At 65.0% G+C, this 18,909-nt stretch carries 17 protein-coding genes; 8 read left to right on the forward strand and 9 right to left on the reverse strand.

The window, feature by feature from the left end:
- Positions 1-75: 75 nt before the first annotated feature.
- Positions 76-960, forward strand: coding sequence for a hypothetical protein (locus tag HNR05_RS07095; protein WP_246318366.1), 885 nt, complete (start codon positions 76-78; stop codon positions 958-960).
- On the opposite strand, the gene HNR05_RS07100 is transcribed toward HNR05_RS07095, so the two are convergent.
- The 5 genes from HNR05_RS07100 to HNR05_RS07120 all read right to left on the reverse strand — a co-directional run bounded on the left by HNR05_RS07100 (position 957) and on the right by HNR05_RS07120 (position 7,051).
- Positions 957-2,234 (reverse strand): hypothetical protein, encoded by a 1,278-nt coding sequence (locus HNR05_RS07100; protein ID WP_179578379.1) that lies wholly within the window; start codon positions 2,232-2,234, stop codon positions 957-959. The genes HNR05_RS07095 and HNR05_RS07100 overlap by 4 nt on opposite strands.
- A gap of 73 nt (positions 2,235-2,307) precedes the next feature.
- Positions 2,308-3,174, reverse strand: coding sequence for a glycosyltransferase family 2 protein (locus tag HNR05_RS07105; RefSeq protein WP_179580658.1), 867 nt, complete (start codon positions 3,172-3,174; stop codon positions 2,308-2,310).
- Between the two features lie 13 nt (positions 3,175-3,187).
- Positions 3,188-4,000, reverse strand: coding sequence for a CDP-alcohol phosphatidyltransferase family protein (locus HNR05_RS07110; protein WP_179578380.1), 813 nt, complete (start codon positions 3,998-4,000; stop codon positions 3,188-3,190).
- A 2-nt stretch (positions 4,001-4,002) separates the two neighbouring features.
- Positions 4,003-5,058, reverse strand: coding sequence for a glycosyltransferase family 2 protein (locus tag HNR05_RS07115; protein ID WP_246318367.1), 1,056 nt, complete (start codon positions 5,056-5,058; stop codon positions 4,003-4,005).
- 130 nt (positions 5,059-5,188) lie between these two features.
- Positions 5,189-7,051, reverse strand: a complete 1,863-nt coding sequence (locus tag HNR05_RS07120) for a S1C family serine protease (protein WP_179578381.1) — start codon at positions 7,049-7,051, stop codon at positions 5,189-5,191.
- A gap of 206 nt (positions 7,052-7,257) precedes the next feature.
- Here HNR05_RS07120 and HNR05_RS07125 point away from each other — a divergent pair, with 206 nt between their 5' ends.
- Positions 7,258-8,460 carry an aminotransferase class I/II-fold pyridoxal phosphate-dependent enzyme gene (locus tag HNR05_RS07125; protein WP_179578382.1) on the forward strand — a complete coding sequence of 401 codons (1,203 nt, stop codon included), beginning with the start codon at positions 7,258-7,260 and terminating at the stop codon, positions 8,458-8,460.
- Between the two features lie 80 nt (positions 8,461-8,540).
- Here HNR05_RS07125 and HNR05_RS07130 read toward each other — a convergent pair whose 3' ends face one another.
- The 4 genes from HNR05_RS07130 to HNR05_RS07145 form a co-directional block, all read right to left on the reverse strand.
- The gene (locus HNR05_RS07130) at positions 8,541-10,277 is read right to left on the reverse strand and encodes an HNH endonuclease signature motif containing protein (RefSeq protein ID WP_179578383.1); all 1,737 of its coding nucleotides are present in this window, start codon (positions 10,275-10,277) and stop codon (positions 8,541-8,543) included.
- 42 nt (positions 10,278-10,319) lie between these two features.
- Complete coding sequence (locus HNR05_RS07135; protein ID WP_179578384.1) at positions 10,320-10,625, reverse strand: hypothetical protein; 306 nt, start codon at positions 10,623-10,625, stop codon at positions 10,320-10,322.
- A 208-nt stretch (positions 10,626-10,833) separates the two neighbouring features.
- On the reverse strand, positions 10,834-11,172 hold the full coding sequence (locus HNR05_RS07140) for a hypothetical protein (protein WP_179578385.1): 339 nt from the start codon (positions 11,170-11,172) through the stop codon (positions 10,834-10,836).
- A 51-nt stretch (positions 11,173-11,223) separates the two neighbouring features.
- Complete coding sequence (locus HNR05_RS07145) at positions 11,224-12,060, reverse strand: carbon-nitrogen hydrolase family protein (RefSeq protein WP_179578386.1); 837 nt, start codon at positions 12,058-12,060, stop codon at positions 11,224-11,226.
- Between the two features lie 78 nt (positions 12,061-12,138).
- Between HNR05_RS07145 and HNR05_RS07150 the strand changes: the two genes are divergently transcribed.
- From HNR05_RS07150 to nadA, 6 genes are all read left to right on the forward strand, one after another.
- Positions 12,139-12,813 carry a response regulator transcription factor gene (locus HNR05_RS07150; RefSeq protein ID WP_179578387.1) on the forward strand — a complete coding sequence of 225 codons (675 nt, stop codon included), beginning with the start codon at positions 12,139-12,141 and terminating at the stop codon, positions 12,811-12,813.
- Positions 12,810-14,180: a sensor histidine kinase gene (locus tag HNR05_RS07155; protein WP_179578388.1), complete on the forward strand. Its 1,371-nt coding sequence runs from the start codon at positions 12,810-12,812 to the stop codon at positions 14,178-14,180. The genes HNR05_RS07150 and HNR05_RS07155 overlap by 4 nt, the downstream gene beginning before the upstream one ends.
- A gap of 112 nt (positions 14,181-14,292) precedes the next feature.
- Complete coding sequence (locus tag HNR05_RS07160; RefSeq protein ID WP_179578389.1) at positions 14,293-15,885, forward strand: glycosyltransferase family 39 protein; 1,593 nt, start codon at positions 14,293-14,295, stop codon at positions 15,883-15,885.
- Positions 15,886-15,889: 4 nt separating this feature from the next.
- Entirely contained in the window at positions 15,890-16,651 is a 762-nt protein-coding gene (locus HNR05_RS07165) for a polyprenol monophosphomannose synthase (RefSeq protein ID WP_179578390.1), read from the forward strand.
- A 122-nt stretch (positions 16,652-16,773) separates the two neighbouring features.
- Positions 16,774-17,553: an NUDIX hydrolase gene (locus HNR05_RS07170; RefSeq protein WP_179578391.1), complete on the forward strand. Its 780-nt coding sequence runs from the start codon at positions 16,774-16,776 to the stop codon at positions 17,551-17,553.
- Positions 17,550-18,908 (forward strand): quinolinate synthase NadA, encoded by a 1,359-nt coding sequence (gene nadA, locus HNR05_RS07175; protein ID WP_179578392.1) that lies wholly within the window; start codon positions 17,550-17,552, stop codon positions 18,906-18,908. Before HNR05_RS07170 ends, nadA begins: the two co-directional genes overlap by 4 nt.
- Position 18,909: the final 1 nt, after the last annotated feature.

Here is an 18,909-nt window from a genome sequence, read left to right on the forward strand (position 1 = left end):
ATTTCACGTGCAGGCACGGTGAGTCCGCCGGAGCTCTGCCAGGCTTCTCCGTTCCGGAACACGTAAGCTCATGCCATGGCCAGGAAACCCAAGCCCCTCGTCTCGCCGACTGGCGGTCCCGCCGAAGGCGGGCAGTTGCCGTCGGGAATCATCAAGGGCTTCGATCGCATGCTGGCGATCCATCGGCCGTCTGTGCTCGCGCACATTCGGGCCATTCGTCGCCGAAACCCGACGGCGAGTCCCGCTGAACTCGTGCGGATTTTGGAACGCCGCTACCTGGCTGCCGTCACCACCGGCGGGGCTGCCGTCGGAGCGACCGCCGTCATTCCCGGTGTCACCACCGGCATCACCCTGGTGCTGAGCGGAGTCGAGACGGCCGGCTTTCTCGAGGCGACGACCCTGTACGCGCAATCGGTGAGCGAGGTGCATGGCATCGCCGTCGAAGACCCCGAACGCGCCCGGGCACTCGTGCTGACAATGATGCTGGGCCGGGAAGGCTCCGACCTCGTGCGCCAGCTTGGCGGTCAGGTCACCGGCGCCGGCACCGCGCGCACCGCCTATTGGGGCGAACTCGTCACGAGCAGTATTCCGCGCACCATCATGGTCCCCCTGACCGACAAGCTGAAAAGCGCATTCATACGTCAGTTCGCCTCTCGCGGCGGCGCGAGTTTCATCGGAAAAGCAGCGCCGTTTGGGATTGGTGCGGTCATCGGCGGCGCCGGCAACCACATCCTCGGCAAACGAGTCGTGCAGTCGTCACGGCTCGCATTCGGACCGGCTCCCGCCTTCTTCAGAGCGGAACTCGAACCGATCGTGCGCGATGTGAAAGTGCGCACGGTGCGGGTGCGCGAGGTGGGAGTGCGCGAGGCCGCAACTATGCGACTCACGCGTCTAGGCACAAGCGCGCGCTCGGTGCTGCGGCGTCCTCCGTCCGCACAGCCATCATCCGAGGAAGATTAGACCGGCTCGCCCTGCGGTTCCTTTTCGAGTTCGTCGATCTCGGCGTCTTGGGAATGCAGCGTCTTGAACCGGTCCCATTCATCCATCACGTGTTGGACTGCCGCGTGAAAGCGTGCCGTTGCCGCACCCTGCGTCGAATCGCCGAAGTACCGTTCGACCCAGACGGCCAGGCGGGCCTCGGCTGCCTCGTCGTGAGTGAGCTGGTCGATTTCGGCGACCACGTTCGGGGCATCCTTCGCCGCAAGCCATTCGCAGTCGGAGAGATACCCACCCCTGTCGATCTCTGCCGCGGCATTCAACGGGCGCGTGATCAGCAACGGCTTTCCCGCAGCGAGCCTGTCGTAGACCATCGCCGAAATATCGACGATCGCCACATCGGCGTTCGAAAGCTGCCAGCCGAGTTCGGCACCGGTGTCGTAGATGTGCTGCGCAGCGGAATCACGCGCATTGGCTGCGGCAATCGCCTGGATGATCCGCTTGTTTGCGGCTGCGTAGGCCGGATCGACGACACCACTGCGCGGGTGGGGGCGGTAGATGACCCGGTGACGACCGGTCGCCAGGAGAGCAGTGACGATCCCGACGCCGTGACTGGCGATCGAACCGTATGCCGCGGCGGGGCGGTCGCCTTCCCAGGTGGGGGCGTAGAGCACGACCTGACGCTCGTCCGGCGTGTACGGAAGCGTTCCAGCGTAGTGGTCGGCTTGAGGGCGTCCGATCTTCACCGCTCGCGCATCGAAGTCATAGTTCCAGAGCACCGTGTCGAGGCGTGCCAACGCGGCATCCCCGGCGACGAACGCGTAGTCGTAGGCCTTGAACTGGTTGGTCGTCATGTACATCTTGTCGCTCTCACCATGGTTGATGAAAACGTGCCAGCGGCGCCCATAGCGCATCATCTGGAAGTTCTTTGTGTTTTGGTTCACATAGAACACGACACGAATGTCTTGCTCGGCGATGACCTGCTCCAACTCGGTCACTTTCCGCACATGTGCCACGGGTAGCGGTGATTCGGAAAGCATCGTGAGAGTGCCTCCCGAGGTGCGGCTGAGAATTACGACCGGCCAGGTCTCGGCCAGTCTGGCCAGCGGTTTGTACCACTGGCGCATCTGGTAGAGGTTCACCGGGCCATCGGCAAAGTAGACCGCAATCTTGAAATGCCCGCTGGGCAGTGGGCCTTGCTCGGCCAGCTTGCCGTGCAGCGCACGCTTCGCTTGACGCGACGCCCGCACCTCTTTGACTAATTTAACGGCCCGTCTGACGTCATGATTAATACCCACGTTTTAAGACTATCGAGCGCGCCTGAGTGACTCCGTGGGAACCGGCTCGAAACGACGGACCGGTAGCGAATCGTTAGACGATCGGTGGCCGCCCGGCCAATGTCATGCGCCAGATTGTGCGGGCCGACAGCGGCCTCCGCTCCCCCGGGTCGTGCGTCCAGCCTTCGCGCCAGCCGCCGAACCAGGCCGACAATGCCGGCCGATTTCGCGCCCACCGCAACATCTGAATGGCCGTCCACGACCCGACGTAGAGCGGCACGAACGGAGCCGGAAGATTGCGGCGCGCCAGCCAGACGCGGTTGCGCGCATTCAGCCTGTAATACGCCGCATGTCGCGTGGGCAAAATCACGGGGTGGTGAGCTTCAAGATTGCCGGCATACCAGGCGCGGAGGCCCTGATCCCAGACCCGCCAGGCCAGCTCGATACCTTCGTGTGCATAGAAAAATGGCTCGGCCCAGCCGCCTGTCGCGTCAAAGACGGAACGAGGCAGCAGAACGGCGCCCTCCCAGACTGAGAAAACGGCGCTGGAGTGCGTAGCCTCCCCCTTGCGAATGCGCGGAATCCAGCGCTTCGGCGGGGTCAAACCGCTCGGGTCAACCACGCGCGGCTGCACGAGACCGATCGATGGGTCTGAACGCACGATGGCGACGGCATCCCGCAGAAAATTCGGGTCGGGAATGCTGGCATCGTCGTCGAGAAAGAAGAGGTATTCCCCCGTCACGAGCGAGACACCACGGTTTCGGCCAGCCGGAATGCCGAGGTTCGTCGGGAGGCCGAGGGTAGCGACGCCGCCCGGCAGTCCAGTCGGTTCCCAGCCGTTGCCCACGCAGACCACGTCGAGTTGCACGCCCCGCTGCGCCAGGATGCTTCGGAGCCCGCGATCAAGGTCGTCTGGCCGGGTTCCCTGGGTGAGCACGACGACGCCGACAGTCGGCAGCATCCGCTCGTGCGCGCTAGGAACGGACACGCTTGGAAGCCATGATCGCAACGAAATGGCCGACGAGCGCGAGGAAGGCGAGTGGCACGAGAACAATCACTACGATTCGATCGACGAGCGGCTGCCCCAGGAAAAGCCCCACCAGCGCTGAGGCGAAGATCACGATTGTCATCTCAACCGAGTGGTAGAGGCGGTGGAACGGCACGAACCGGGCGAAGCGGCGTGCGCGCGCGAGCAGACTCGAAGTTGGCGCCTTCTCTCCCTGGGTATCGGCGAGCTTCACCAGGCCGGCGTTGGCCCGGGCCACATGCACCATGTCGTTGAGCGCCTTGTTCAGTACGATCAGCAGGGCCAGAAGCAGCGCCAGCGTCGTCCAGAGGAAGTCGGCGGGTGCCTCGAACGGGTAGGCGGCGACACGGATTCCGAACGCGATCGGAATGAGAGCCTCGGTTGTGTAATGGCCCACCTTGTCGAGGAATACCCCGGCCGGAGACGAGGTCTTGCGCCAGCGGGCAACCTCGCCGTCGGAGCAGTCGACCAGCATCTGCAACTGGCTGAGCAGAAGGGCGAGAACCGCACCCCAGATACCGGGAATGAGTAGTGCGGCAGCGGTCGACCAGCCGACCAAGATCATCAGTCCGGTGACACCGTTCGCCGAGATGCGCGTCTTCAGCAGCATCCAGGTGAGGTATGGAGAGAGGTCGCGCAGGTAGAGCGAGGCCGTCCAATGCTCGGCGTTGTCGCGCAGCCGCACTTCGGGAGGCTGAGTGATACGGCGAAGTTCATCAATTGAGCGGGGACGGGAGTAGGCCGGTGATTCTGGCTGCATGATTATCTTCCCGTGTGAGCAGTAATGTTGCTGGTCAGCTTCAGATAGCCGAGAACGAAGCCGCTTCCCCAGCAAAAATGAATGCAGGGCAAGACTATGAGAAACCAGAGCGCTGCACGAAAACCGTCCGGGCGGGTCACGAGGATTGTGGCGGCGATCACGAAGAGCAGGTACACGGCGGGGGCGACGAATCCGAGAAGAAGCCACGGGGTCCCACCGAGCACGGCCACTACAATTCCGACGATTCCGAGCACCAGTCCGAGAGCGGTGCCGACAACCGTCGCCGGCGGTATAAAGTAGCGCAGCCCATTGGCAGCGGGAAAACGTCGGGCGAGTTCGCCGCGCCAGAGTCCGGTCGACAGCATCTGCCGGGCCAGCCTGGCCACGCTGGGTCGCGGACGGTAGAGCACTTTCAAGTCGGGAGTAAACCAGACGGTTTCCCCGGATTCGCGCAGGCGACGGTTCAGTTCCCAATCCTGACCACGTTTGATGCTCTCGTCGAAGAGACCGACCGCGGTGATGCTCGAGCGGCGGAAGCAACCGAGGTAGACCGTGTCGGCCTCCCCCTCTGCCCCACCGATGTGGAAGGGTGTTCCGCCCAGCCCGACGCGCGAACCGTAAGCACGGGCGACGGCTTTCTGGAACGGCAGTTCTCCCTGCGCGTCCATGATGCCGCCGACATTGGCGGCACCCGTGCGTTCCAACGTGGCCACAGCGATGCGAGCATAGTCTGAGGGAAGTACCGAGTGGGCATCCACCCGAATGATCACCGGGAACGATGACGCGTGAATCGCGATGTTCAGACCGGCCGGTGTCGAGCCGATGTCGTTGGGCACAACGCGGATGCGCGGATCGACCGCGGCCATCTCCGCCACAAGCTCTGTCGTGCCATCTATGCTCGGCCCGAGTGCGAGAGTCACGTCGAACGGACCGTCGTAGTCCTGCTGCAGCAAGCTATCGACAGCGGCTCGCACGTGGCTCACTTCGTTCAGCACCGGCATCACATAGGAGACGCCAATCAAGGGTTCGTCGCCGGGTCGGTGCTCGAGGTTAGCCATAGTTCCATTCGTGATCAGGTCGATCAGCCTATCAGGCAGCCGATGGGGCAGCGCTAAGGGTGGTTCAGCGCCAGACACAGCAGCGCCGCCGGGTTAACCGGCGGCGCTGCTGTCTGGAAGGAACAGCCGGTCAGCCCGCGAGGGACCCCAGGGTGACCGAGACGGTTTTCGCACTTCCGTCGCGTTCGTACGTCAGTTCCGACTTCGCGCCGGCTGCTACGGCACGCACCTGAGCAGTGAGATCTGTCGCCCCGGTGATCGGCACGCCGTTGAAGTTGGTCACGATGTCGCCCTTCTGCAATCCGGCGGCTGCGGCCGGACCACCGGAGGTCACTGAGCTGATCAACGCCCCAACGGTCGTGCTCGACGCCGCGGCTGATGCATCGCCGACGCTCGCGCCGAGCAGACCATGGGTGGCCGTTCCCGTGGCGATAAGTTCGTCAGAAATGCGCTTGGCCAGGTTCGACGTAAGCGCGAATCCGACGCCGATGCTCCCGCCCGTGGACGATGTGGTGCTCGCATTCGCGATCGCCACGTTGATGCCGATCAACTCTCCGCTGCTGTTCAGCAGCGGCCCACCGGAGTTGCCCGGGTTGATCGACGCGTCGGTCTGAATCACGGGCAGCGACACGCTTGCTGTCGCACTCTGCTGCGGGGCGTTCCCGTTGCCCTGATCGAAGTAGTAATCGAACGGGCCCGGCGTGCTGTTCTTGTTTGGTGTTGTGGTGTCCGGTGACGTCGGCGCCGCCGACGACGCGACGGTAATGCTGCGGTTGAGCGCGCTGACGATTCCCGTCGTCACTGTGCCCGAGAGACCTAGGGGTGCTCCGATGGCGACTGTCGCGTCGCCTACGTTGAGCTTGCTCGAGTTCGCCCAGCTGATCGGGGTCAGACCGGAGGCGTCAACCAGCTTGATGACGGCCAGGTCGGAGACGGGGTCGGTGCCGATCACCTTTGCGTTGTAGATTGAGCCATCGCTCAGGGTGACTTTGACCGTTCCGTCGGCCGAGGCTCCATCCAGAGTCACCACGTGTGTGTTGGTCAGGATGTAGCCGTCGTCACTCAGTATCACTCCCGACCCCGTGCCACCCTCAGAGGACGTCGTCACGTTGATCGTCACAACGCTCGGCGACGCCTTCGCTGCGACAGCAGTGACGTCGTTGACGCTCTGGGTGTTGTTCACCACGATGTTCGCGGGACCCTGCGATTGGCTGGCCGCACCGGAGTTGTTGTTGCCACTACCGGCGAGTGCGACCACTCCGGCACCGGTTGCGCCGCCGATGATCGCACCGATGGCCAGTGCCGCGACGAGCATTCCGCCCCGTCGGCGACGCGCGGGTACAGGGGCCGGCTGGTTCGGTTCGGTCGGAGAACCGTTTTCGGAGGCATAGAGCGGGCGACCGAATGCATCGGTGGGATAGGCGGCCGTAGATCCATTCGGGGCCGCGCTCGGGACCGCGCTCGGGACCGCGCTCGGGACCGCGCTCGGGGCCGCGCTCGGGGCCGCGTGCTGGTACGCAGCGTGCTGAGCCATCGACTCAGGCTGGGCTGCCGTAACCGTCGGGGCCGGCATGACTGGAGGGGCTACCGGCGGGGCCGACGCGACTGGCGGAGCCACCTGTGGGGCCGGCGGAGCGGGCGGGGCTTGAATTGATGAAGCCTCGGACACAGGAGGAATCGTAGCGGGCGCGGCGGGAACAGCGGATGCTGCTGCGGGTGCGGCTGGTGGTGCTGGCGCGGCCGAAGCGGCAAAAGCAGCCTGCGCTGCAGCTGCCGCTCGCTGGGCGGCGGCGGCCTTTTCAACGGCGGCTTCGTGAGCCAGCGCCGCGGCAGCTCTTTCCGCTGCCGCAGCATGCGCGGCGGCAATGGCGCTTTCTGCGGCCTGCGCCGCGGAATCCGATACGTTCGCCGGCGCCCCCGCATTGACCTCCGGGTTCACACCGTTGCCGGATTGTTCGGGGGTTGTGCCGGGTTCTTGTGTGTTGTCGGTCATGGGGTGCTCCTTCCAAGCGTTGTCAGCTTCACGCTCGAACCTGAGTGTTCTCTATGTGAGAAGTAAGAGCATCCGATGGCGAAGCCGTGACCTTGCTTGGGGTTGGATCCGACCGGCGGAATCACGCAGAGTTGCCGACGAAATCAGCGTAGCGCGACTGGCTGTGTCACTGAATGTCGTAGTTTGGGAGCCATGCAGGTTTCTCGATGACCATTCCCGCCCCCTGGCAGCGCGCCGCACGTGGCGCCGGACTCCTCTCCCCCGACGGCGGTGTGGCCGCCAGCATCTTCGCGCAGATGAGCGCGCTCGCGGTGCGCACCGGTTCAATCAACCTGGGTCAGGGGTTTCCCGACGAAGACGGCCCGGCTCCGGTGCTTGAGGCGGCACGCCAGGCCATCAGCGACGGTGTGAACCAGTACCCACCCGGGCGTGGCGACCCTGTTCTGTTGGCTGCAATCGCACGGCACCAGTCGCGCTTCTACGGTCTGACCGTTGATCCGTCCAGCGAGATTCTCGTCACGGCCGGCGCCACCGAAGCACTTGCTGCAACACTTCTCGCGTTGGTATCACCCGGCGACGAGGTCGTCACATTCGAGCCGTTCTACGACGCCTATGGCGGACTGATTGGCCTCGCCGACGGGGTGCACCGCACAGTACTGCTGCACGCCCCCGATTTTCAGCCACGCCCCGAAGATCTGCGGGCCGCAATCACTGACCGCACCCGCCTCATCCTTGTCAACAACCCTCACAATCCAACCGGAAGCGTCTTCAATGACGCGACCTTGGCGCTGATCGTGGAGCTCGCGACCCGACACGACGCTCTGATCGTGACCGACGAGGTGTATGAGCATCTGATCTTTAGCGGCGCCACCCACACCCCGATTGCCGGTCTGCCCGGTGCCCGAGAACGCACCATCACGATCTCGTCGGCAGGCAAGACATTCAACACCACGGGATGGAAGATCGGCTGGCTCACTGCTCCTGCCGAGTTGGTCACCGCCATCATCACTGTGAAACAGTTCCTCAGCTATGTGAATGGTGCCCCCTTTCAACCAGCCATCGCCCGTGGGCTAGACCTGCCTGATGAGTTTTACCAGGACCTCGCCACCGATCTCCAGGCCAAACGCGATCTGCTCGCTGCAGGACTGACCGCCGCGGGGTTTGGCGTCACGCTCCCCCAGGGCAGCTATTTCATCGTGGCGGATGTCGCGCCGCTCGGTTATGCGGACGGCGTCGCATTCTGCCAGGCGCTTCCCGAGTTGGCCGGCGTTGTCGCTGTGCCTCTCTCAGCGTTCACGTCGCCGGCGAATCGGCACCACTTCAGCTCGCTTGTACGATTCGCCTACTGCAAAAGGAGCGCGGTGCTCGAACAGGCCGTCGCCCAGTTGGCGGGCATCAGGCGGCTCTAACTGCGGCAGGACAGTCGCTGCGGGGTCAGTCACGGCAGACAGTCGCGGCGGCTCGGTCGCGGCGCGTTAGCCTCAGCGGTTCAGTCGGTGCGGTGGGTGTCGGTGCGGTGGCGGTTGGCGTCGCGCCAGGTGCGGCTCGGGTCGATCCAGGCCGGGGCTTTCACCTGGGGTCGGCCGTTGACCATGAGGATCTCCCAGCCGGACGTTTCGATGGTGTGATGATGTCGCCAACACAACGCCACACCATTGTCGACCTCGGTAATGCCGCCTTTGCTCCAGGGGATCACGTGATGAAACTCGAGCCACTGTGTGGGTGCATCGCAGCCGGGAACGCCGCAGCCGCCGTCGCGGGCGAGGATCGCCCGGCGTTGGGCACGGTTGAACAGTCGTTGCGGATCGGTCAGCGTCAGAACCTCACCGTTCGGACCGAACAGAACCGTTTGGGTGCCTCCGGCACACATCATCTGATCCACCGTGCGAAGCGAGATGGGGGCGTCGACGCCGTCGATCCAGCCGACACCGCGACCGGCTTCAATATCGTTCACGTTCACATGCACCACCACCGTCGGCGGTGCACCACCAATGCTGGGAGTGCCGTCGGCCTGGGCCAACTGGGTGAACATGCCGCGCAGAATATCGGCCCGCTTCTCACCGGCGGTACGGGTGTCGACGTCATCGAACTCGTGCCCGGCCGACCCGGGAAGAGGAGCCTCGGCCGAGGCTGAACCCTGACCGTGGTCGTCATGGTCGTGGTCGTGGTCGTGGTCGTGGCCGTCGTGGTCGTGGTCGTGGTCGCGGTCGTGGTCATCGCGTTCGTGGTCACGGTCGTCGTACTCGCGGTCGCGCTCGTCGTTCAAGTCGTGTCCGTCGGGACCGTCGTGGGCATCCTGCTCGGCACGGTCGTCGTGCTCGGCACGGTCGTCGTGCTCGGCGCGGTTGTCGCGTGCCTGGTCGCGGGCTTGCTCGGCGGCGGTGGGGAACGCGGGGGTTTTGTGGGCGGCGATGAAGGCGTCGAAGGTGAGGTTCATGATTCCGTACAGATCGGGAGTCACACCGCCTCGCACCGGATACACACCGTCTTTGAAGCGGCCGAAACTGATCGTGCTCGTCGCCTCACCCTCGACCTCGTTCGGTGCCACCCCGTCGGGGTCCAGCGCCGCCTGCCACTGCAACATCTGCACCCGCATCGAGTCCGCCGAGAACGCAAAGCCCGCGCCCGGCTCACCCTCATTCTCGGCCGTGATCGTGCCCGTCGCCGCTCCCACCAGAGCGCGTTCCGCAGCCGCGAGGTCATCGGGGGCGACGCGCGGGGAGATCTCGGCCAGACCGGACATGATCACCTCCGCCGCATCCACCCCCAGCAACCCCGAAGCGACCGCGGCACCGACCGTGGGGAACAGTGCGGGGATGATCGTGCCGACGTGTTGCGTGTCGCGCATCCGCAGGCCGAGGGCGCTACGCCGTTTCGCTTCACGGCCGGAAATGCGGGTGATCCGGGTGATCAGGTCGATGCCACTGGTGCAGCCCCGCTTCGCCGCCAGGGAGTCACGGCCCAGCCACCGGCCGGAGCGTTCCTCGACCGTCGCCGCCACAGCCACCCGGCCGGCATCAACCAGCCGGCCCACACCTTCGAACGCACCGAGCACCCCGAGGAGGTCGTCGTCGGTGAACCGGTCGGGGCCGACGGTGCCGAGCACTGCCAGAACCGAGCGGGCCTGTTCGACCGCCGCCAGCACCATGGCCGCGGTCGGTGCCGACGCACCCGAGGCGGGTGTCGGCTCCGAGGCGGAGACGGGGGGTGGGGAGGTGATTGACATAGCTCCATTCTCCCAAAGAACGAACACGATTACGAGCTTTTCTCAGTATATGTGGATAAGTTCTCGTAGGTGTGTCTGTGGAGGGATCGAGAACTTGAACCGGTCGAGACCCTGCCCGCGGGTCTCGAGGGTGGCTCGCGGGATCTCGACAGGCTCGATCAACGGCATGGGAACGATCAACGGCATGGGAACGATCAACGGGGTGGGGTCGATCGGCGGCGTGGGAACGATCAACGGGGTGGGGTCGATCGGCGGCGTGGGAACGATCAACGGGGTGGGGTCGATCGGCGGGCGGGGTACGGGGCCGACCGCCGACCGTGGGTCGAGCTTGTCGAGACCTCGGTCCATGGTCTCGAGGTTGGGTCACGGGATCTCGACAGGCTCGATCGGCGGAGTGGGGTCGATCGGCGGAGTGGGGTCGATCAACGGGGTGGGGTCGATCAGCGGAGTGGGAACGATCAGCGGGGTGGGGTCGATCAGCGGAAGGGGTGCGGGCTCGAGCGCCGAAACGTGGGTCCAGCGTGTCGAGACCTCGGTACCCGGTCTCGAGGTTGGGTCACGGGATCTCGACAGGCTCGATCAGCGGAAGGGGGTGCGGGTCGATCACCGAAACGTGGGTCGAGCTTGTCGAGACCCTGGGCTCGGTCTCGAGGGTGACTCGCGGGATCTCGACGAGCTCGATCAGCGGGGCGGGCTCGATCAGCGGGATGGGCCGGGTCTCGAGGGTGACTCGCGGGATCTCGACGAGCTCGATCAGCGGGGCGGGCTCGATCAGCGGGGTGGGCTCGACCAGCGGGGCGGGCTCGATCAGCGGGGTGGGCTCGATCAGCGGGGCGGGCTCGATCAGCGGCGAGGGGTCGATCAGCGGGGCGGGAACGATCAGCGGTGTGGGCACGAAGGACAGAACGCGCTACCGATCTAGGCTCAGCGGGCGTGACGCCGGGACTCACTCACCGACAGGGGCGACTCGAAACCGGCGCAATTCGAGCGCCGGATTGATCGCTCGTACCGCGTTGATCCGCTCGCGCGAGACCCACGCAATAGCGACATCCGTCGTCTCGCCAATGGTGACCAACTCGACGCCCATCGGGTCGACCACCATGCTGTTGCCGACGCCGACCGGCGGCGCATGGTCGGCTGCCGCAACGTAAATGGTGTTCTCGAGCGCGCGCGCCGTGACCAGAGTGCGCCAGTGGTGCTCCTTCAGCGGGCCCCGCACCCACTCGGCGGGAACCAGCACGACGTCGGCACCGGCGTCGACGAGGCGTCGCGTGACTTCGGGAAAACGGATGTCGTAGCAGGTCTGCAAACCAATCGTCAGGCCATCGACGTCAAACGTCTCAGGCTGCTCGATTTCGCCTGCGACCACCCATTTCGACTCCGTGTCGCCGAACGCATCGTAGAGGTGCAGTTTGCGATAGCGTGCCACGAGCTCACCGGTCGGCGACACGGCGACGAGCGTGTTCGAGAAGCGCGTTGCGTCGGCCACCTGCTCCAGCATTCCGGCGACCACACAGAGCTGGAGTTCCTCGGCGAGCGCCGCCAGAGCCTGGACAAAGCTGCCGTCGAGGGGTTGCGCCGCCTGCACACAGCCCGGACCAAGGGCCGGCTCGAAGTAGGCCGAATATTCCGGAAAGACCACAAGCCGAGCGCCCCGATCCCTCGCAACGCCCGCGAGTCGACGCATTGTGACCAGATTCTCGACTTCATCGATACCCGGCTGAAACTGTGCGACAGCAACGCCAAGCGGGGAAAAGGACTGCGACACAGCGGATTCGACCATGGCGCCAGCCTAACTGGAGGCTGACACACTGCGGTGAGTGTGAGAAAGTTGCAGCCTGAGTGCGTGAAAGGTGTGCTGATGAGAATCCTGGTGGTTGAGGATGATGAGCAGATGGGAGCGCTGATTGAACGCGGGCTCGTTGCAGACGGGTATGACGTGCTGCGTCTCTCCAACGGAATGGATGCCCTGATCGCCGTCGCGCACGAGGACTTCGGCCTGGCCGCTATTGACGTGATGCTGCCGCAGATGTCGGGTTTTGAGGTGTGTCGGCGCATCCGCGAAACCGGAAGCACCATGCCGGTGATCCTGCTCACCGCACGGGACACCGTCGAAGACCGTGTGTTCGGTCTCGATAGCGGCGCCGACGACTACCTGACCAAGCCGTTCGCCTTCGCCGAACTCACCGCCCGCGTGCGTGCACTGCTGCGACGCCAATCAATGGGCACTCCGCTCACGCTCGAATTGGGTCGCCTCGTGCTGGACTCCCGTGACCTGCGCGTGAGCGTCGCGGGCCACACGATTTCGATGAGTCCCAAGGAGTTCTCACTACTGCGACTGCTCTGCAGCCGTGCCGGCGCCGTCGTCGACCGCACCACAATTCTCGAAGAGATCTGGGATGGCACGCTGCACATCGACCCGAACATCGTCGATCAGTACATCAGCTATTTGCGACGCAAGATCGATTCTGTGGCGGCCGGGATTCGCATCGTGACGGTGCGAGGCACTGGGTACACGGTGGAGCTGACGGAATGATGCGACTGCCCGGGCTGTCGATCCGGGCACGCATCACGCTGGGCAGCCTCGCCGTGGCCGCGATCCTGTTCAGTACCGCCGCGTTCTTCTTCCGACTCGAGGTGCGGTCGATTCTCGATCAAACCACCTCGACCCTCCTGCGGAACGATGCGGCCCCGATCGTCACCGACATCCTCGGCTCCCCGACGGCGAAAGTCGAGCCGCCGGCCGAGGGCCAGTTGGCCGCGGTCATCGACCCAACCGGACTTGTCCAGCAGTCGACACTCCCCCACAGCCTGGCCGCGCTCACGACGTCGTTGACGACCCTGGATGAGAGCCCTCAAGAAGTTCAGGTCGGTCATACCATCTACCTGGTGATGGCCACGCCCGTTCCGACGTCGGCGGGAATCTGGGTCATCGTGACGGCGCGCCGACAAGAGGCTCTTGCCCTGTTGCTCGACGAACTCACCAGCGTGCTCGTGACCGGCACGGTGGCACTCGTGATCGGCTTCGGCGCTGCGTCCTGGTTACTCACCGGCGCCGCTCTCCGCCCCGTCAACCGGCTGCGGGAGGAAGCGGAGAGCCTCAGCGAGGTCGGGGCCTCGGCCCGGCTGCCGGTTCCCGCCGGTCGCGACGAAGTGAGCCGGCTGGCACACACCCTCAACGCGTTTATCGACCGCCTACGGCGCGGCGTCGATCGTGAGAAGCAGGTCGTCTCGGATGCGAGCCATGAGCTGCGTACGCCCCTCGCCGTCTTGAAAACACAGTTGGAGCTTGCGCATCTCAATTCTGGCGATGCCCCCGCGCTGCTGAAAGACATCGACGCGGCCTCACAGACTGTCGAGCGACTCTCCCGGCTGGCCACCAACCTGCTTGAACTGTCCAAGCTCGAAAGCGACCAGGCCCCACCCGAAACCGACTGGACCGGCCTGTGCGCTGAGATCACGGCATCCGTCGATCGCGCCCGTATCACCACGGGCACACGCGAGTTGGAAATCGCCTACGAGATCACCGGCGCCGACCCGCACGGTCACTACGCGCTCTCGCGCACGAATGTTGGCCAACTCGTGGACAATCTGATTACAAACGCGATGACGGCCATCGGCGATACGGGCATCGTGACGGTCACACTGCACCGTGACGGGGAGGACGCCCATCTGCGCGTCGTCGATACCGGGCCGGGCATGCCCGCCGGGTTTATTCCGATTGCCTTTGACCGCTTCTCTCGCACCGACGGATCCCGAGCGAGCGGGAACGGCGGGTCGGGCTTGGGTCTGGCCGTCGTGCACGCCATTGTTGAGCGGGCGGGGGGCACCATCTCGGTGCGAAATACCGGCACCGGATTAGCGGTGGAGGCAACACTTCCGCGACACCTCCCTCCGGACTGATGCTTCTGAAAGAGGTCGGCTGAACGTTCGGTGAACACCTCCTGAGAGCCTTCGCAGCACGATTCGTGTGACGCCCAGCCAATGAGCACGCCTCCGGGAATAGCGTCAGAGCGTGACATTCGCACTCGCGCACCCGACCAGTTCGACGGGTTCCCCGCCTGTATCGCCGCCTGAGCGCGGATTCACCGGGACGGCAACACTACTCGGGGTATTCGGGTTCCTCGTGTCCTTCGCCGGCTTGTGGCAACCCTCGTATTGGGGTGATGAGGCCGCAAGCGTTCTGTCGGCGGAGAGGTCGTTGCCGTCCCTCTTCCCGATGTGGGGGCACGTGGATGCCGTTCATGGAATGTACTATCTGTTTCTTCATGCCTGGATTGACATGTTCGGCGCCTCCGAGTTGGCGACACGACTGCCGAGCGCCCTGGCCATTGGACTGGCGACAGCGGGAACCGCAACACTTGCCCGAATGGTGGTTGTGCGATCCGGGTTCGGCACGCGCATCGCCGTGATCGCCGCGCTGGTGTTCGCCACGCTGCCTCGCGTCACCTACATGGGCGCCGAAGCCCGCTCGACGGCGTTGGCCACGGCCATCGCGGTCTGGCTCACGGTGCTTCTGCTGCACATTCTGCAGGTCAGCCTCGGACCGGACTCCACGCCGCGTCAACGTCGTCGTGCGTGGATCGGCTATGCCGTTCTTCTTGCCGCCGGTATCTACATGTTTCTCTATCTCGTGTTGCTGCTTCCGGCGCACGCCGTGGCCGTCTGGCTGAGTGGTCCGCACCGTGAGGACGGACTTCATCGCCTTGGCGCGTGGCTTCGTTCCGTGGGCGTTGCGCTCGCCCTTGCCCTGCCCGTTCTCGTCTACGGCCTCGCGCAGCACGACCAAATCTCGTTTCTGGCCCATCGAAAACAGGCTGATCTCGCCACGGCCATGGTGGGCCAATGGTTTGGCTCCGCGCTGAGCGCCCTCGTCGCCTGGCTGCTGATCGGGTCAGCGATTCTCTGGGTCTTCCGCCGCCCTCGGCTCGACCCTCGACTCGACCCTCGACTCCGCGCTCGACCCCACGCCCCCGAGCGTCGAACCCTGCTCGTGCTGCTGACCTGGCTGATCGTGCCAAGTGCCGTTCTGCTCGTCGGGACCCGCCTGATCGCCCCCATGTACTCAGAACGCTATCTCTCGTTCTGCACCCCGGCCGTCGCGATTGTGATCGCGATCGGGATCGTGGCACTGCGCGTGCGTTGGCTTCAGGTCTGCACCCTGCTGCTGCTCATCGCCCTCATGATCCCCACCTTCCTCGCGCAGCGCACGGAGTTCGCAAAAGACGGCGGGAGCGATTGGCGACAGGCGGCGAGTGTGGTGGGGGCCGGAGCCAAGCCCGGCGAGGCGGTCGTGTTTGACGAAAGCACGCGACCCTCACGCCGTCCACGGTTGGCGATGCGGCTCTACCCGCAGGATTTTCGGGGACTCGACGACGTGACACTCGCTCACCCCTTCTCCGACACGGCCGGGCTGTGGGACACGACGGTACCGCTGGCATCCGTCACCGACAGGTTGGCCGCTACCCACACCGTCTGGGTGCTCGAAAACGTGGGAAGCGTCGAGTCCCTGCGCGGGACCGACGTTCACGACCTTGAGAGCATCGGGTTCACCGAGGCGGCGAGCACCACCATTCAACGCACGACTATTATCGAAATGACGAGGTAGCCCCATGCCACACACGCTGGTCATCATTCCGACCTACAACGAACGTGAGAACATCGAGCCCATCGTGAGCCGCGTGCTCGCGAGCGCACCCAGCGCCGATGTTCTCATTGTCGATGATTCATCGCCCGACGGAACCGGCGTCATCGCCGATGAACTCGCCGCCCGTCACCCCTCAGTGATGGTGTTGCACCGTTCGTCGAAGGAGGGTCTCGGCGCCGCATACCTCGAGGGTTTCGGTTGGGGTCTCTCCCATGGCTACACCACACTCGTGCAGATGGATGCCGATGGCTCGCACCTGCCCGAGCAACTGCCGAGCCTCTTGGCTGCGGCCACGACATCCGACGTCGTGCTGGGGTCGCGCTGGATTCCGGGTGGCTCGATCGTCAATTGGCCGTGGCACCGACGCATGCTTTCCCAGGGCGGATCGACATACTCCCGCATTCTGCTGCGCCTGCCCCAACGTGATGTCACCGGCGGCTTCCGCGTCTTCAGTGCGATCGCTCTGGATCGAATGCGGCTCGGCAGCGTCGAGAGCCACGGGTACTGCTTTCAGATCGACATGCTGCTGCATGCCGTGCGGGCAGGATTGGTCGTCACCGAGGTACCGATCACATTTGTCGAACGAACCCTCGGTGCGTCGAAGATGAGCAGCCGGATCGTGATCGAGGCGATGGGCCGAGTCACGATGTGGGGCCTCACCGGCCAAACGGCACGGCGTGCGGCGGCAGTGCCACCCCCGGCTGCGGTCACGTCGCGCCAGGGTTAGCGCGTCGCTGACCGCACTCGGTGACTCGCTCGGCGACCGCACAGATGCGTTTGAGTCATTCTGACTCTATGATGGAACCCAAGAGTTAAAGTCCCATGCACCTTTACTCGGCGGGGGTTCCGATGAGCACAGCACAGCGCACGACACAGTGCACGACACTGAGCGCGACACTGAGCGCGACGCTGGCGGTGTCCACTGTTATCTTTGCGCTGCGCCCCGTCGAGAAACACGACGACGCGGCATCCGGCGTGATGACACTGTGGTTGCCCTTGGTGCGTCGCACGAGTGATCCGCACCGCAACCAGTGGGCGCTGCCGGGAGGCTGGCTTCCCAACCACGAGGAACTCGCCGCCGCGGCCGCCCGCACGCTCCGTGAAACGACAAGCCTCACACCCACCTACCTGGAGCAGCTGTACACCTTCGGCGCGATTGGACGCTCCCCGGGCCGACGGGTGGTGTCTGTCGTGTATTGGGCTCTGGTGAAGTCGGACGAGGCCGCTCAGGTCGCTGTCGGCGACAACGTGCGGTGGTTCCCGGCCGATTCGTTGCCGCAGCTCGCCTTCGATCACAACCGCATCGTCGAGTACGCACTCTGGCGACTGCGCACGAAAGTCGAATACTCACGGATCGCCCACTCGTTCCTCGGAGAGACCTTCACCCTGGCGCAACTGCGCGAGGTTCACGAAGCGGTGCTGCACCGATCGATCGATCCGGCAAATTTCCGGCGCCGAGTGGAAGCGTCGGGCGACGTCGTCGAAACCGGCGAATTCCTGGCCGGGACGCGGCATCGGCCGCCGCGACTGTACCGCTTCAACGACGCCAGCCCGCCGGCCACCCCGCCGCCCTCCGGTCGCCGCCCCTCTGACATTCCCGCACGCCCCCACTCGGAAGAAGCACCATGATCAACGCATCCGTCGACCAGACCATCAGGCTCATCAGTACCGGAAAGTCCTCCGGCAGCACCTGCAGCCCCGACCTCGCAACGGCGCCGTGGGAGTTCGACGCCGGTGTGCCCGGCTACGGCCCCGGTTCCTCGATGGGCGACGTGATCCCCACCGGCTCTCCCCGCCAAGGCGAGCTTCCCGAGCTCTACCGCACGGCGGCACCGGCGGAGCTTGATGAGCGCATCCGTGTCGCGAAGGCAACGCTCGGCGAGCGTGTCGTCGTGCTCGGCCACTTCTACCAGCGCGATGAGGTCGTGCGTCACGCCGATTTCGTCGGAGACTCGTTCCAACTCGCCCAGGCCACACGCAGCCGCCCGAACGCCGAAGCCATCGTCTTCTGCGGCGTGCATTTCATGGCCGAGACCGCCGATCTGCTCTCGGGCCCGGATCAGGCCGTGATCCTGCCGAACCTCGCCGCCGGCTGTTCGATGGCCGATATGGCCGACATTGACTCGGTCACCGAGTGCTGGGAGCAGCTCACAGAGCTGTACGGCACCGAACCGGATGCCGACGGCCGGGTTCCCGTGATCCCGGTCACCTATATGAACTCCTCGGCCGCGCTTAAGGGCTTCTGCGGCGAGAATGGCGGCATCGTCTGCACCTCGTCCAACGCCGAGACCGTGCTGGAGTGGGCGTTCGAGCGCGGCCAGCGGGTGCTTTTCTTTCCCGACCAGCACCTCGGTCGCAATACCGCAAAGGCGATGGGGATCCCTCTCGAGCGGATGCCGATGTGGAACCCGACCCGTCCGCTCGGAGGCAATACCGCCCCCGAGCTTGACAGCGCACAGGTGATCCTCTGGCACGGATTCTGCAGCGTGCACAAGCGCTTCACCGTCGACCAGATCGCTGCGGCCCGTCAGACGCACCCAGGCGTGCGCGTGATCGTGCACCCCGAGTGCCCGATGCCGGTCGTCGACGCGGCCGACGAATACGGTTCGACCGACTACATTCGCAGGGCGATCGCCGCTGCTCCGGCCGGATCGACATTCGCCATCGGCACCGAGATCAACCTGGTGCAGCGGCTCGCCGCCGAGCACCCCGAGCACACCATCTTCTGCCTCGACCCCGTCGTCTGCCCCTGCTCGACCATGTACCGCATCCACGCGGGCTACCTGGCCTGGGTTCTCGATGCGCTCGTCGGCACGGCCGAACGGCCCGCCGCCGTGCTTAACCGCATCACCGTCGCCGACGATGTCGCCGACCATGCCCGACTTGCCCTCGAACGGATGCTGGCGGCCCTGCCGACTGCGCCGGCCACCGTGCCCGCGCCCGTCACCGCATCCGCGCCAGTGTCCGCATTAGCCGGAGCCTAGC

Origin of the sequence: Leifsonia psychrotolerans, assembly GCF_013410665.1 — a bacterium.
Classification (GTDB): domain Bacteria; phylum Actinomycetota; class Actinomycetes; order Actinomycetales; family Microbacteriaceae; genus Cryobacterium; species Cryobacterium psychrotolerans_A.